Source organism: Chitinophaga sp. (assembly GCF_036569185.1).
Taxonomy (GTDB): Bacteria; Bacteroidota; Bacteroidia; order Chitinophagales; family Chitinophagaceae; genus Chitinophaga.
In genome coordinates this window covers 1-16,137 of the sequence record NZ_DATCRD010000208.1, presented here as the reverse complement: position 1 = coordinate 16,137, position 16,137 = coordinate 1, and the positions used below count along the sequence as shown (strand labels likewise).

The window sequence follows — 16,137 nt, the reverse complement described above, 5'->3', positions numbered from 1 at the left end:
CGATGTGGCGCCGCGTTACAGCAGTCCCAACGCCATTTTCTTCGCTTCCTGTACCGGCCACTGGTTCCGGTATAGCTGGCTTTCCACGATAGCCGACTCAAACAGCAGGTACACATGATCCTTTACAGCCTGCTTCTCATTGGTGAGGATATCTGCCAGGAAGGCGCGCAGATCTTTTTTATGGTCCTGTATTACATTCAGTACCGCGGTATCCTTGTCTGTTGTTTCCGACAGGATATTCAAAAAAGCACAACCCCTGAAATGTTCCTTCTCATTATTATCAAACAGGAAATCAAACGCCGCTGCAATCTTCTCCTTCGTTTTACTTACCTCAGCGGTATAGCTTTTCAGGCCACCCATCCAATCAATATGACGCTGATGCAGGAACGCCAGCAGCAAAGACTCTTTTGATTCATAATGCAGGTATAAACTGGCCCTCGCCACACCAGCTTCCTCAATTACCTGGTTGATGCCCGTAGCATGATAGCCCTGGTTATAAAAAAGTGTTGTAGCCGTTTCCAGTAAACGCTGCTTCGGATCACCTGTTTTCTTTTTCATAGAACAAAGATAAGGAGAAATAGACAGATCGATCTATCTTTTTCTGAAATTTTTATAAAACTGGAAAAAAGAGGGAGGCATATTCTATCTTGTCAACAAATAATCAAGCGTTTAGCATGTATTCAATATTCCGGAAACTGTTTATTTACCTGCTTTTTTTATGGCCGGCCGTATCAGTGGGTGAACCTTTATTTGTAAAAGCCGGGATCGCTCCTGCCGGTTATCGTGTTACCGGGGAAGCAGCGAATACCGGGAGTACTACTACCGGTTATTATCTTGTCAGGGGAATCACGAATACCGGAGGTACTCCTGCCGGTTATCGTGTTACCGGGGCAACAGCCAACGCCCGGTTTACTCCTTCCGGCACAACAGCAAATGCCGCTCCTCCTGCCGCAGTCGCCAGCCTGCAATGCGAGCACCTGGTAACACCCATTGGCATCGACGCCGCTCATCCGCGGTTATCCTGGCAACTGAATGATAGCCGCAACGGCGCCCGGCAAACGGCTTACCAGATCCGTGTGTCCACTGATTCCCTGACCCTGGGCACCAAACCACTGTGGACTTCCGGCAAAATCAACAGCGCCAACATCATGACCAGTTTCCCCGGGAAAGCGCTGCAGCCATTTACCCGCTACTACTGGAGCGTGGAAGTATGGGATAAAGATGGGGTGAAATCCACTCCCGCCCGCTCCTGGTTTGAAACCGGCATGCTGCAGCAAAGCAACTGGAAGGGCGCCTGGATCAGCGATGGCGACGATATCCGCCTGAAACCTGCCGCTAATTTCAGGAAAGTGTTTACCGCCACGAAACAGATAAAATCAGCACGCGCCTATATCGCGGTGGCCGGCCTGTACGAACTGTATATCAACGGAACAAAAGCCGGCAATCACCGCCTCGATCCTATGTACACCCGTTTCGACCGCCGTACCCTCTATGTTACCTACGATGTTACTTCCCTGCTGCAATCGGGCAGGAACGCCATCGGCGTAATGCTGGGCAATGGCTGGTACAATCACCAGTCCACCGCCGTATGGAACTTCCATGAAGCGCCCTGGCGAGGCCGACCCGCTTTTTGCCTCGATCTGCGCGTTACCTATACCGATGGCAGCGTGGAAACCATCAGCTCAGGAAAGGACTGGAAAACAGCACTGGGGCCTGTTGTATTTAACAGCATCTATACCGCAGAGCACTACGATGCCCGCAAAGAACAACCGGGATGGAACACGGTTAATTTCGACGACAGTAAATGGCAGGATGTCATTTATCGCGCAGCGCCTTCACAGCACATTGTTTCACAGCAATTATATCCTATAGAGAACGTGGAAGAAATCCCTGCTGCCGGCGTTGCCCATCCTAACGACAGCACCTGGATATACGACCTGGGCAGGAATATTGCCGGCGTAAGCAGGATCCGTGTAAGCGGCCCGGCAGGTACAGTGCTTAAGCTGAAACACGGTGAACAACTGGATAAAAATGGCTTCGTAGATCTCTCGAATATTATAGTGCATTACCGCCCTACAGATGATACCGATCCTTTCCAGACAGATATTTTTATCCTCAGCGGTAAAGGAGAGGAAACCTTTATGCCCCGTTTTAACTATAAAGGATTTCAATATGTGGAAGTAACGAGCAGTCGGCCGGTACAGCTCCGCAAAGAAAACCTGACCGGTTATTTTATGCACAGTAACGTGCCTCCTGCAGGGCATATCCATGGCTCCGATACCATGATCAACAAACTGTTCGCCGCCACTAATAACGCCTATCTTTCCAACCTGTTCGGCTATCCGACAGATTGCCCGCAACGTGAAAAGAATGGCTGGACCGGGGATGCGCAGATTGCCATTGAAACAGGGCTGTACAGCTACGATGGTATCACCATTTATGAAAAATGGCTGGCAGACCATCGGGATGAACAACAACCCAACGGCGTGCTGCCTTCCATTATCCCCACCGGCGGCTGGGGTTATGAATGGGGTAACGGCCCCGATTGGACCAGCACCATTGCTATCATCCCATGGAACATCTATCTTTTTTACGGGGATACCACGCTCCTCTCCGCTTCCTATGATAACATGCGCCGGTATGTAGACAGGATCACGGCTATCAGTCCTACAGGGTTAACCACCTGGGGGCTGGGCGACTGGGTGCCGGTTAAATCAAAATCGCCGGTGGAGTTCACCTCCTCCGCTTACTACTACGCCGATGCCACTATACTTGCCAAAGCAGCGAAACTGTTTGGTAAACCTGCCGACTATACGAAATACAGCACATTGGCAGAGAAGATTAAAACGGCATTTAATGCGAAGTATCTCAATAAAGAAACAGGCATTTATGGCGAAGGCGTACAAACGGAACAGAGCGTGGCCCTGTACTGGGGGCTGGTACCGGATGCCATGAAAAGCAAGGTGGCTGCCAATCTTGCAAAGAGAGTGGCTGCCGATAACTTCCACCTGGATGTGGGCCTGCTGGGCACCAAAAGTATCCTGAATGCGCTCAGCGAAAACGGGTATGCAGATGTTGCCTGGAAACTGGCCGCCCAGCGCACTTTCCCATCCTGGGGCTGGTGGATCATGAACGGCGCCACTACCCTTTTTGAAAACTGGGATATCAATGCATCATCAGATCTTTCCCGTAATCATATCATGTTTGGGGAAATAGGGGCCTGGTTGTATAAAGGCGTAGCCGGCATCAGGCCAGATGAAAATGCGCCAGGGTTTAAGAACATTTTACTGACACCCAACTTCGTGGAAGGACTGGATCATTTTGAAGGAAGTCATGACAGTCCTTACGGTACTATTGTCTCTTCCTGGAAAAGAAACAGCACTGCTATCACCTACCATGTAACAGTGCCTGCAAATGCGGAGGCAGACATCTTCTTTCACATCTCCCCCACACAAAAAATATATGAAAATGATAAACCTGTGGTTACACAAAACACCGGGAAAGGATTACGGTATCATGTAACCGCCGGTACAAGAGAGTTTCAGATCAGGTAAGCCGGATCTTTAGGAATAATTTCCACTCCCTTCTTTCCCGCTATGATGGCAGCATGCGCCATATTGTAAAAAAGCGAGGTTTCCAGCACGCCCGGGATCTCCTTTAAACGATGATTGAGGCTGTCTAATGGCGGGAAAGAACGGAACCAGATATCAATGAGCAGGTTGCCATGTTCAGTAATCACCGCTCCATCTTTTTTATTACTGAGCCGCAGCTCAGGGTTGGCAAGCGAAAATATTTTCTTCAGCTGTTTCATTACAAAAGGTACCGCTTCCGGTATCACTTCTATCACCACCGGGAAAGTAGTGTACAACTGCGTTACATACTTAGCGCCATCGCCAATTAAAATAAATTTATCGGCCATTGCCGCCAGCAGTTTCTCCTGTGTATGAATACCACCGCCGCTCTTCAAAGCGTTCAGCTGGTGATCAAACTGATCACATCCATCAAAATAAATATCCAGCCGGGATACATCACCTGGCTGTTTAATACTGAATCCGTGTTCCCTCAGTTGTTGTAAGGTATTATAGGAAGAAGTAATGGTAGTAATGCTTTTAAACAACGCCTCTTCGCTTTTCAGGTAGTTCACCAGGTGCGCGATGGTGCTGCCGGCGCCCAGTCCTATGGTCTGACCGGGTTGTATGTAATCCAATGCTGCCTTGGCAGCCACTTGTTTCAGATCTTCCATATGAGTTGTTATGAAAGATAAAGATGCGATTTTTTTGTCTTACCCGGTATACACCGGGCAAGACAAAATCCCGTTATCCTATACTGTAATACTATACTTCATTCCTTTCTTTGTAGCGAAGCGCAGCACGCCATCTTTATACTGATGCGGTACCACTGCTCCGTTCCGATCCTTTACCACGGCGCTTCCCGGTAGCTGCAGGCGGCATTCTGCCCCTGCATTGGAAAGCAGGCTCAGCTCCTTCACTGTTTTATTTTTCCAGCTGAAATCCACAACAAAACCATTGATGGCGCAGAGGCCCTTTACCTGGCCGGCGGCAAATTCAGGATTATCCGGGAGTGCGGGCAGCAGGCGGATCACATTATTACCGCCATGACTTTGCAGCAGCATTTCTGCGATACCGGCTACAGCGCCTAAGTTACCATCGATCTGGAAAGGCGGATGTGCGCAGAACAGGTTGGCATAGGTACCTGCACCGGAGCGCATACTGATTTCGCTGGTAGCGGCGGCAGGCGCCAGTAATTCCTGTAACATTTTGTAGGCGTGGTTACCGTTACCTAAACGGGCCCAGAAAGCGATTTTCCAGGCGCGTGACCAGCCGGTACCGCCATCGCCCCTGCGAAGCAGTGTTTTCTCCGCTGCCGCTGCCAGTTCCGGCGTATCCCATGGGGTAATTTCATCGTAAGGATACAGGCCATACAGTGGCGATACATGGCGGTGATGGGGATCGGCTTCCTTATAATCTTCCAGCCATTCCTGGATACCGCCGGTAGAAGGGCTTACCTGGTTAGGCGCCAGTTTACCCAGCACCACCTGCAGGCTATCCGCCCAGGCTTTATCCGTTTGCAGGATACGGGCTGCTTCCTGGTTGGCTTTCAGCAGGTCCCTGCCTATCTGCATGTCCATAGTAGGTCCCATACAGGTTTGTCCCTGCTGCCCGTTGGGCAGGATGTAAGCGTTCTCCGGGGAGTTGGAAGGCGCTGTAACCAGCCACTGGTGCGATGGTTCCGTGATCAGGATATCCTTATAAAAAACAGCCGCGCCCTTCAGTACCGGGTATATTTCCTGCAGGAATTTTTTATCGTTGGTATACTGGTAGTGTTTCCAGAGATGCGTGGCCACCCATGCGCCGCCTGTTAGCGTAGAGCCCCAGTCGGCCCCTTCTCCGGGAGAGGTAAAGCCCCAGGGATTGTTGATCACATGCGCTACCCAGCCATCGGCTTTATAGTAGGTGCGTGCAGTGCGTTGTCCGTATTTCGACATTTGTTTGGCCAATGTGAATAAAGGCTGGTGGCAGTCGGACAGGTTCGTAACTTCCGCCGGCCAGTAATTCATCTGTACATTGATGTTCAGATGGTAATCGGCATTCCATGGCGTTTGGTATTCTTCTGCCCATAAGCCCTGCAGGTTGGCCGGCATACCGCCATTACGGGAGGAGCTGATAAGCAGGTAACGTCCGAAGTTAAAATACAACGAGGCAAGGGAAGCGTCTTTATTGCCTTCGTGCAGGCGTTGTAACCGGTTGATGGTAGAAAGGGATTTCACTTCGTCATTACTGTTATCTGTAAATGAAAGGCGGCAACGGTTGAAGAACGACGTATAGTCTTTCACGTGAGCCTGCAGTAATCCCTGCCAGGAAACCGCTGCTGCCTTACTGATATCTGCAACAGTTCCGGGCATAGGCGCCGGGCCCGGCGTTTCCACCGAAGGCCAGTTCATATTAGTGCGGGCAGCCACCAGCAACAGGCATTCATTGGCATTATTAATAATGATCTGGTCATTACTTTCTGAGCGGGTACCGCCTTTGGAGATCACTTTCAGTATGGCTGCATATTGCACACCGGGATCGTTGTTACCACCATTCAGGGTACCGCTCATTTCCAGGTTACCGTTCACTACTTTCATTGTTGCGCGTTCCTTACGATACAACCCTGTAGTGAAGGAAAGGCTGCCGGGCTTACTGGCAGTGAGGCGTATTACCGCTACCTGTCCCGGGGCAGATACCAGTACTTCTTCTTTAAAGCCGGTTCCGTTCTTTTCCCAGCTTACAGTGCTCAATGCACTGTCCAGCCGCAGCCACCGCTGGTAATTGCTTACTACCGATGTAGTATCTTTCCATTGGATAAAAAGATCGCCCAGGGTTTGGTAGCAGCCAAACTTCACATTAGCGCCGCCACTGCTTCCGGGACCTTTGCATACAAAATATTGCTGCAGCATTTTCTGTGCTTCAATATTTTTTCCTTCCAGCAATAGTGTCCTGATCTGTGGCAGGTAATTGCCGGCCTCTTTACTATCGGCATCCTGTACACCACCGGCCCACATGGATATTTCATTCAGCACGATCCGTTCCCTGTTGGTGTTACCAAACACCATAGCGCCCATACGCCCGTTGCCCAGTGGGGCGGAAGCGGTGAAATGCCGGGCCGGTTCACTGAACCGAACCGTTACGTCAGATTGCGCCGATAATGTAAGGGCGCCCAATAAAAATGCAGCTTGCAGCGTGGAATATATCTTGCAGTTCATGTGCATCAAGATATATAAAATAGTGATGCAGCGGAGGCCGGTGGCAGCGATTTGCTAAATACAAATTAAAAAAAGCGAATTCTGTATTGGTCGCCTTCGGCGATGCGGAATTTGTCTTGGAACACTGATTACGCTGATTATGATGATTTGCGGATTGGATTTTTTTTGATTTTGGAAGATAGAAGCGAATATATAAGCTTTCATCTTCTACAATCATTTTTTAATCTCACAAATCCATAAATCAGTTTAATCCTGCAAAAAGACAATTTATTATTATCAGGCAAAAGTGTCAATCTTCCGCAGGGGTGATCTCGAACCTGGCGGCATAATGCAGCGGTTCCACAGGGCGACCTGTAAGCGCGCCCCAGGCGTAGGTAAAGCAGGCGCCGAAATAAAAGATCAGGGAAGAATAAAACATAAACAACAGCACCAGTACTGTAGATGCGGAGGCCCCATAAATACTGTTAATACTGCTATAGGTGAGCATTACCTTCAATACCATTTTCCCGATGTTAAACAGGATACTGGTTACCAGCGCACCGGTAATACCTACCCGCCAGCGGGGGCGCCCATCAGGCAGGAAATGGAATACCAGGAAAAACCAGGTGGTAACGATGATCACAGAAATTACGTAATTAAGGGTGCCGTTATAATAACTGCCCAGGGCTGGCAGGTACAGGTCTATATATTTCCCGAGAAAAGTGCGCGCGGTTTCCGCTACCAGGTCGATGATAAAGAGGACGCCTGCAAAAACGATCACCAATACGGCTTTCAGACGGGACACCATTATTTCTCCAAAACTGCTTTTATGAATGGGCCTTATTTTCCACAGCTCATTCAGGGAACCTTTAATAATTTTAAAGAGCGTGGTAGCTACAAACAGCAGGAAAATAAACCCTGCGATGGCGATGATCCAGTTTTGCGCAATGCTCCGGAAGGCTTTTAATGTTCCGAGGATGGCTTCGGTTGTTTCCAGTCCAAATATATTTTCCAGTTGCTTCATCAAACGCTGGCCGGGATGCTGGATCCGGAAAATAATTCGTAGCAGCTGGATGATGATAATAAGGATGGCGGGCAATGCAAAAGTGGTAAAAAAAGCAGTGGCGCCGGCCATCCGCAGCGGGTCGGCGGCCTGTAATGCCTTGTATGCCTCTTTGAACGAAAGCAGGAAAAGCTGCCATCGTGGTAGTTGTTTTTCTGTTGTAACGTTGTCCATACCTGCGCCCAATTTACAGATTAATTTCCTTTATCTGTAACCCGGCGGTTTATGGAAGAGCTGACCAGGCCGGATATTCCAGGTTATTTATGGGGCAAGGTTTTCAAAATATAAATACGCGGTGCAGCGGGGGTACACTCATGCAACGTTCTTAATGTGATATTTACAAAAAATAGCTGCGTTGATTCGGAAAGGGTTTGATTTAACAAACAGATTGGAAACACTAATTTAATTACTGCCTATTGCAGACTTCTCAGTGGTGGAGTTCTGAAAGGCACCCATTCAGCAATTTTCTCAATGCTTTTGTCAATGGATTCCAGCCTTTGATCAACTAAATCAAACCTTCGATCAAATCTGTTTTCCATTACGTCAATCCTAAGATCCACGGCATCAAATCTCCGGTCCATTGCATCAAATCTCTGATCCATTGCATCAAATCTCCGGTCCATTGCATCGAATCTCTGATCCATTGCATCGAATCTCTGATCCATGGCATCGAATCTTGACAAAATCTCCTGTAAAGCTTGTGATTCCATATACTTTAGAAAATTTTAATTGCTCAAATTTAATACATATTTAAAGCACCTAAATCCTCTAAATCAGATATTTTTTTTCCTCCTATTATTCTGATATCTAAATTATCAAACTCAACAGAAATTTATATGAAATTTCCGTTGAGTTTAATCCCTTCTTTGCATAAAAAACTGAAAAATTAAAAAAATATGTATCGCTGTAAACCCGATGAATGTTGCCGAAAAGAGCTGTTAGAATATCTGGCTCGTTGATGACGGACAAGCGTTACACTATTCTATGCAAGCCGTTGGCGATACACCTTACTTTATCATCTGTGCAATACCGCGGCCAAATGACCAGTCGGCCAATTCATTTTCCACCAGGATAATCACAACATCATCTACACTTACCGGTGTTGTTGCAGCAATACGCGATGCAATTTTTTCATACAACGCCTGCTTCATTTCCGGCGTTCTGCCGGCTCTGCATGTAATGCGGATATAGAGCAGGTTTTCTGTATGCGGCACATCATAGTAGCTTTCGGGGTAAAGGATATTGCCGGGCTCCATGGAATGGATCACCTGGAAGTAATCATTTAACGGGATGTTGAAGATATCTACCAGGCTTTGATGAACAGCGATTGAAATATCTTTTTTATGTTGCCGGGAAAGATGACTTCCCAGGTAGATCTGTATGAAGGGCATGATCTTTTTTGACTCAAATTTAGGGTGATTTCATGCATTTACAATACTGCTGTAAAACGGCTTACCGATATCAGTTCAACACCATCACCACACAGGTAAATGATACCCGGGAACGGACCAGGAGAAAATAAAAAGCCCGCCGGGGAACCGGAGGGCATATTTATCAATCTGTTCATCATTCTTTACAGCGTGATCTCCTGTACGGGGGAGAACAGCAGATCTTCCACGCCGGCTATCTTTAAGCCAATCCTGGCAAACACGGTAGCCTGCGCAGGCTGCACATCCGGGATATCCAGCTGTAAACTGATATTAGCCGGGTTGGTGATATCGCCGCCCGCCAGCTCAGCAGTTTTAATACTGTTCCTGTTATCCACAAACTGGGTTTTGCTCACATACAGGAATACCCGGTCAATATCGCGGGCATTTACATCCTTGATGATCTTTTCCGCACTGAAGGTAGCAGTGAGCTTTTTTGCCACTGCCGTAAACTTCGGGGAACGGATCATGTAGTATGGCATTACCTCAATGTCCCGGCGCAGGTTGCCGGAAATAGTCAGCGGTATGGTGTCTGTATTGGTTGTTTTATCCGGGATAGATATAAATGGTCCCTGGGAAGACGGGATCACCAGCTTATAGGCGGCGTTGAACAGCAAAGCTGAAAACGACCCGTCCTGGCTAACGTTCACCACAATAGGTGTTCTTGTTCCCCAGCCTGGTTCCCATAGTTCAAAATACACATCGTTATAGCTTACATTAATGGGCTCGCCCTGGTATACCAGCCTGCCGTTAAAAGTACTGGACGGCGCCTTATAATTATCTTTCTTGCAGGAGGCAGCAAATATACCTAACGCAATGAGTATGGCATACTGAATTTTAGTTCTCATAATAAATCACTTTACTGGTTAGGATTCTTAACTATCTTAGGATTGTTACTACGGATGCCCTCATCTATAGTAGCATAATAATTTCCCAAACGGAACAGGTGTGCAGAAGTAACCGCTCCCGGTAACACCTGTTTAAATACATACTTCCCGTTATTGGGACTTCCGGGGTTATACACCTTATAGGGCCACAGGCCAAATACGCGGGTGCTTACAGCTGTTGCGCTTCCCGGATCAGTAGTGAGCGGTACTTTGGCGCCATTCCAGATCTTATGCGCCAAACGCCAGCGCTTCATATCCCAGAACTCGTGCCCTTCAAATGCCAGTTCCACTTTTCTTTCATGCACAATCCGGTCGAAGGTGATTTGTGCGGCAGTAAGTGGAATTGTAAACCCGGCCCTTTCACGCACCTGGTTAATGTAACCTGCGGCAACTCCCGCCTGTCCAAGCTCAAACGCCGCTTCGGCAGCATTCAGCAATACTTCCGCATAGCGGTAACGGATCCACCACACCTCGCTCTGGGTACCAATACGGCCGGAGCCAACAGTAGGGTCCATATACTTGCGGATAATAAAACCGGATTGCGCGCTGAACTCCAGGTTATTTACCGGTCCGTCGAAGCCTACTACCTGCACATCCGGGCCACCGGGCTCCAGCTTTGCTTTGGCGCCGAAATTATCGCCGGTAACAATGCTGCCGTCTTTCCTGATATAGCCGGCCCAGATATCTACTTTCTTGTCTTTGAATTCGGATCCCGGCAGCATAACAGTAGCGGCTAAACGTGGATCCCGGTTGGCAAACAGGTCAAGCGGGTCGTTGTAGTAAATATAGTCCCCACCGGCAGTATTGGTAGGCAACGGGGCAAAGGTATTATCCAGTAACTCGAACGACTGTACGAGGTTCAGTGATGGGTTCAAACGACCGCCCTGTTGTTCTTCTGCATTGGAACGGGGCTGGCTCCATAAGGTCCAGGGTTGTACCCTTCCGCTTTGCAGCTTATAATCTTTTGCAAAGATCACTTCCGGGTTGGATCCTTTATCTATAAACAGGCTGATGAAGTTCTGCGTTAGGTTATCGCTATTCTTTTTATACAAAGAATAACTTCCCGTAGCTATCAGTTCCTGTGCAGCCTGTAAGGCAGTAGTATAATAAGCGGCGGCCTTTGATGCAGGGATGCCTACTTCTCCACCGGGCAGCGTTACCTGTGGTGTTTCCGCGCCGTGCTTAGCAATAGAGCCTGCATACAGTGCAGCCCTGGTTTTGGTGGCCAGTGCCAGTCCTACCGTAACGCGGGTTTTGCTGATGGGGCTTGCAGGTACATATTTCTTTACCGTATCCATTTCGCTGATCACGAAATCATAGATCTCAGATTCTTTGGCACGTGGACTTTGCAGATAGGAAGGATCGTTCTTATAGTCGTATTCCATCGCTTTAAGGATCAGCGGCACACCGCCTACCCTTTTCACTTCTTCGAAATACACCACAGCTCTCAGGTAGCGCGCTTCTGCAACGAATCGGTCTTTTACTTCCTGTTTCAGCTTTGTGGAGGCAGCGCATTTTTCAATGAAGATATTCAGCTCCCTGATGTAAGCGTAGTCCCAGTAAGTTACTTCCGCACCGCCTTTAACGATCATACCCGGGAACACGTATGGGTAGTCAACAAAGCTATGCCGCCAGTACTGACCGTTCTCGGAAGCGAAGGCTTCATCAAAGCGGGCAAATTCTCCCCAGTTATCGATGGTTTGTACCACCATGGAGGGAATAGGGGAATTATTCACATCTGTTTGCCTGTCAGGATAACGGTCGTACAGGTCTGCCAGTACAGACAGGATCAGTCCTTCATCATTCCATAACTGTTCATTCTGCAGGATATCGGACGGCGGTACGTCCAGGAATTCTTTGTCCCTGTTACAAGCCGTGCTTAACACCAGTGCACAAAGACCTATATATAACAAACTTTTTTTCATAACGAAACTTATTTATTACTTAGAAAGTAAAGTTCAAACCAACATTCACCAGCTTATTCTGCGGGTATTGCAATCCGTTTTCATCCGCTATTTCCGGTTCTATTCCGAGATCTTTTACGTTATCCAGGGAGAACAGGTTGTAGGTATTTACGTATACCCTGACTTTCTTAAACTTAATCCTGTCCAGTATCTGTTGCGGAATAGAATAACCGATTTCCATTGTTCTCAGGCGCAGGTAATGCACATTATGCAACCAGAAGGTGGATGGCTTGTTATAGTTGCTGTGGCCACCTTTGTTGAACCGCAGCGGCGGATTTTTACCAGGGATCCATTTGCTGTTCAGATCAAACGGATCTTCGCGGTGCCAGCGGTCATCGTAGAACTGTTTCAGGAGGTTACCACCATTCTGATAAGGCCATCTCATTTCCCAGTTCTGGTTATAGGAATACATGGAACCACCGGAGAAATCGGCTGTAAAGTCGATGCCGTTCCATCTTACACCCAGGTTCAAACCGAAGTTAACGGTAGGGTTACCGGTGGTCTGGTAGCCGATGGGGCGCATATCGTAGTCGTTGATCACATTATCGCCGTTCACATCTTTATAGATAATATCTCCGGGCAATAAGGTTTTGTTACCCTGTCCGTCGATGTTAACCGGGTATTTGTTGATCTCGTCCTGCGACTGGAACTGGCCAATGGCTTCATATCCCCAGTAAATATTATTCCAGCGGTCTTCAATAGAGTTCCTGTAGTGATCCCATGAGTTGCCCCATACAGGTTTGTAACTTTCCAGGAACCTGCTGCGGGAATAGGATACGTTACCACCTACCATGAAGCTCACTTTTCCTGCCTGTCCGTTATAAGCGGCAGAAAATTCCCCACCTCTCTGTGAATCGCTGTTCACATTTTCATCCGGCAGGTTATAGCCTATTTCATTTGGCACCAGCACATCATATTTGCGGCCGCGCAAGCCGGAACGTTTACGGTTGAAGAAGTCGAGCGAGCCGGATATTTTACCGTTCCATAACTGGTAATCCAACCCTACATCGGCAATTTTACTGGTGAACCAGGAAAGGCGGTTGTTGGGAACCCCTTTATCACGTGAGCCTCTTATTACTGTACCATCCAGGATCACCGTAGAAGTACCGTAGGTATATCCGGGAAGATAATCGTATGCACCGATACCGATGTCATCATCACCCAGTTCTCCGTAAGAAGCGCGCAGCTTTAATTCAGTAAGAATAGAGTTCCTGCCGATCCAGCTTTTAAAGAAGGGTTCTTCTGTGATCCTCCATCCTCCGGAGATAGATGGGAAGAAGCCCCATCTTCTATCCGGGGCAAATTTCCAGGAGCCATCATAACGGCCGGCAATTTCCAGGAAATATTTATCGGCGAAGCCATAGTTCAAACGACCGATATAACCTACACGGGCTTCCGTCCAGTCCTTATCATTGTAGGTATCCATATCGGAGAACTGGATCAGTGGCAGCACATTACTTTTTGGCACGGCATGCGCCCATACATCCAGCTCCCGGCGTTTGATGCGTTCAGATACCAGCGTGGCGCCGATAGTATGTTTACCGAAAGTATTGTTATAATTGATCTGGCCCTGCAGTACATTCTCCAGTACTTTATGGGTACCTCTTTCCCGCCATGGATTGGAGCTTCCGCCGGTACGCAGGTAGGTATCGGTAGCTTCCTGGTAGGTATAGGTATCATACGTATATTCGTGACCGTTCATCAGTTTGTCGGCAAAATAATACGAGTACATTCCTTTCAGTGTAAGCCCTTTGATCGGCGTTTCATACGTAGCGTTGAAGTTGGTTTGCAATACGCGCCAGTCTTCCGTCCAGTAACCGGAAATTGCTTTGGTTTGCACGGCCCAGTTCTCCGTGTTATGGCCTATATCATTTGGATACAGGGGGTTGTCGTTGGCATATGCCCTTTCTGTGGGCCTGTTACGGAACAGGGCAAAACGGGGCGCCCAGTAGTCATCGCCGCCAGGCACTCCGGGGTTATCCCTTTGTTCAATACGGCCATTGATCTGCACGCCTACCTTTACACGTTTGGCTACTTTGGCATCCACATTACTCTGGATGTTGGTACGGTTAAAATCAAACTCTCTTCCCAATACTGATTTCTGATCCAGGCGGGTGAGGGAAAGATAATAGTTGATATTTTCAGAACCACCGGTGGCATTTACGTTGATAGAGTTCTGCGGGGCATTTTTCTTGATGATAAAGTCGTACCAGTCGAAACTCCTGTAACCCTTTTCAGTTCCGGCTTTCCATTTTTCCAGTTCTTCTCTCGTGATGTCTGTATGCGGGTTCTCATCATTCATTTCCGCGTCTGCTTTACCCAGCATCCATTCATAGGCGTTTACTGTTTTAGGGAACCTCGACCAGTTTTGCCATCCCGTATAGGCGTCTACGTTAATCGTATTTCCTGCGCCCATTTTACCTCTTTTGGTAGTTACCACCACTACCCCGTTTGCAGCCCTTACACCGTAAATAGCTGCAGACGCATCTTTGAGCACGGTAATGCTTTCAATGTCGTTGGGGGAAATGTTGTTAAACTGTCCAGCATCTTTCTGGATCCCATCTATTACATACAGGGCGTTTCCGAAGTTGCGGATCTGGATATTGGCGCCTGCGCCAGGCCGGCCATCGGGCATACGGAAAGATACGCCGGGAATTTTACCCGCCAGGGTAGCGCTCACGGTAGAGGCATGTACCCTTTCCAGGTCTTTGCTGGTAACGCCGGAAATAGCGCCTGTAAGCGATTCTTTCTTTTGTGTACCGTACCCTACCACTACAACTTCCCCTAGTCCTTTGCTATCAGTTTCCAGTTGTACGTTCACTACTTTTTTGCCACTGAGCGGTACTTCCTGTTTTAAAAACCCTACATAGGAAAATACCAGCACGGCATTATTTTCAGGAACAGAGAGGGAGTAATTACCGGCGCCATCAGTAGCGGTTCCTTTATTGGTACCTTTCAGATTTACCGATACGCCTACCAGAGGCATCCCTTTATCGTCTGTTACCTTACCGGTAATCACCATATCTGCAGGGGCAGCATGGGCCATCAGGCCGAGGGAAAGCAACAATACCGTAAACAGCCGGCAATAGCCGCCCGGTATCACTTTCCGGATTGAGTTGCGGAAACGTAATCGTTTTTTCATAACAAGTTTTTGTGTGGTCTTTTTTAAATTATCAGTCTTACGTAACTGTCGTTTTGGTTGAATATGCCCAGGGCTGTTGTTTACTTCACTACCGGGAATGCTACTATTCTCACCTTGGTACATCCATAGGGCACCAGGGTAATATTGGTTTCTTTATCGCTTACTTTTCCTTTATAAATACCGTTCCTGTCTGTTACGGGTTGTGGTGCTACATCATCCACAAGCTTCCATTCAGGAATCTGTTTACCAGTGGTGGTAATTGCTACAGGTGCATTTGCCAGGTTCCATACGAATGTGTCTGTTACAGGTTTCACGGTGCTCACCTGCAGGTATTTAGCCGGTTCACGGATAATTTTTTCCGGCAGGCCGTAGTTCCATTCTCCTTTGGGGTAAACGCTGAAGTAATCGCCTTCTGCTTCATCATGACCTTTCTCCCATTGTTCTTCTAACTTCAATGCATATACGAGCGGGCCTCTTTCCACCGTACGTGAATTACGGCCCCAGTTGGAGGTACGCACCTGCATGGGCAGCTGCAGTACCAGTTGGTCGTTGTTGCTCCAGTTGCGGTTTACGGTAATCACCTGGCCGCCTTTCGCGGTGCGCAGCTTTTCCCCGTTAAGCAGTACAGCAGCTTCATCGCACCATGCGGGTATACGCAGTTCCAGTGGAAATGCAACGGATTTCTGTGTGGCTATACGAAACAGCACCTGGTCTTCAAAAGGGTAACCGGTCACTTCGCGGATGGTAACAGGCGTATTGTTCTTTCCCACTTTTGCGGTCACTTCGTTCGGGCTGTAGGCAAGTGCCGCCAAACCGTTGCCGGCGGTGCCATACCACAAATGGGTGGTAAATTTTGTCCAGCCCTGGTGCATATTGGCCAGGCAGCAGGTGTAACCGCTGCGCATACCC

The 16,137-nt window shown here is 48.2% G+C and carries 10 protein-coding genes and 1 pseudogene; 1 reads left to right on the top strand and 10 read right to left on the bottom strand.

What is annotated here, in order from left to right; all coding sequences use genetic code 11:
- Positions 1-15 precede the first annotated feature (15 nt).
- Positions 16-558 (bottom strand): TetR/AcrR family transcriptional regulator, encoded by a 543-nt coding sequence (locus VIM72_RS15765; protein ID WP_332003785.1) that lies wholly within the window; start codon positions 556-558, stop codon positions 16-18.
- 116 nt (positions 559-674) lie between these two features.
- Between VIM72_RS15765 and VIM72_RS15760 the strand changes: the two genes are divergently transcribed.
- Positions 675-3,554: an alpha-L-rhamnosidase gene (locus VIM72_RS15760; RefSeq protein ID WP_332003784.1), complete on the top strand. Its 2,880-nt coding sequence runs from the start codon at positions 675-677 to the stop codon at positions 3,552-3,554.
- Here VIM72_RS15760 and rpiA read toward each other — a convergent pair.
- From rpiA to VIM72_RS15715, 9 genes and pseudogenes are all read right to left on the bottom strand, one after another.
- Positions 3,542-4,243 carry a ribose 5-phosphate isomerase A gene (rpiA, locus tag VIM72_RS15755; RefSeq protein ID WP_332003783.1) on the bottom strand — a complete coding sequence of 234 codons (702 nt, stop codon included), beginning with the start codon at positions 4,241-4,243 and terminating at the stop codon, positions 3,542-3,544. The genes VIM72_RS15760 and rpiA overlap by 13 nt on opposite strands.
- A 78-nt stretch (positions 4,244-4,321) precedes the next feature.
- Complete coding sequence (locus VIM72_RS15750) at positions 4,322-6,766, bottom strand: glycoside hydrolase family 95 protein (RefSeq protein WP_332003782.1); 2,445 nt, start codon at positions 6,764-6,766, stop codon at positions 4,322-4,324.
- A gap of 289 nt (positions 6,767-7,055) precedes the next feature.
- A complete protein-coding gene (locus VIM72_RS15745) occupies positions 7,056-7,982 on the bottom strand; it encodes a YihY/virulence factor BrkB family protein (RefSeq protein WP_332003781.1) in 927 nt (308 codons plus the stop codon).
- Positions 7,983-8,221: 239 nt separating this feature from the next.
- Positions 8,222-8,518 (bottom strand): hypothetical protein, encoded by a 297-nt coding sequence (locus VIM72_RS15740; protein ID WP_332003780.1) that lies wholly within the window; start codon positions 8,516-8,518, stop codon positions 8,222-8,224.
- A 297-nt stretch (positions 8,519-8,815) separates the two neighbouring features.
- A complete protein-coding gene (locus VIM72_RS15735) occupies positions 8,816-9,199 on the bottom strand; it encodes a tautomerase family protein (protein ID WP_332003779.1) in 384 nt (127 codons plus the stop codon).
- 182 nt (positions 9,200-9,381) lie between these two features.
- The gene (locus tag VIM72_RS15730; RefSeq protein WP_332003778.1) at positions 9,382-10,083 is read right to left on the bottom strand and encodes a DUF3823 domain-containing protein; all 702 of its coding nucleotides are present in this window, start codon (positions 10,081-10,083) and stop codon (positions 9,382-9,384) included.
- An 11-nt stretch (positions 10,084-10,094) separates the two neighbouring features.
- Complete coding sequence (locus VIM72_RS15725) at positions 10,095-12,047, bottom strand: RagB/SusD family nutrient uptake outer membrane protein (RefSeq protein WP_332003777.1); 1,953 nt, start codon at positions 12,045-12,047, stop codon at positions 10,095-10,097.
- A gap of 19 nt (positions 12,048-12,066) precedes the next feature.
- Positions 12,067-15,228, bottom strand: a complete 3,162-nt coding sequence (locus VIM72_RS15720; protein ID WP_332003776.1) for a TonB-dependent receptor — start codon at positions 15,226-15,228, stop codon at positions 12,067-12,069.
- A gap of 80 nt (positions 15,229-15,308) precedes the next feature.
- Positions 15,309-16,137 (bottom strand): annotated as a pseudogene (locus tag VIM72_RS15715) (hypothetical protein); the annotation flags it as partial.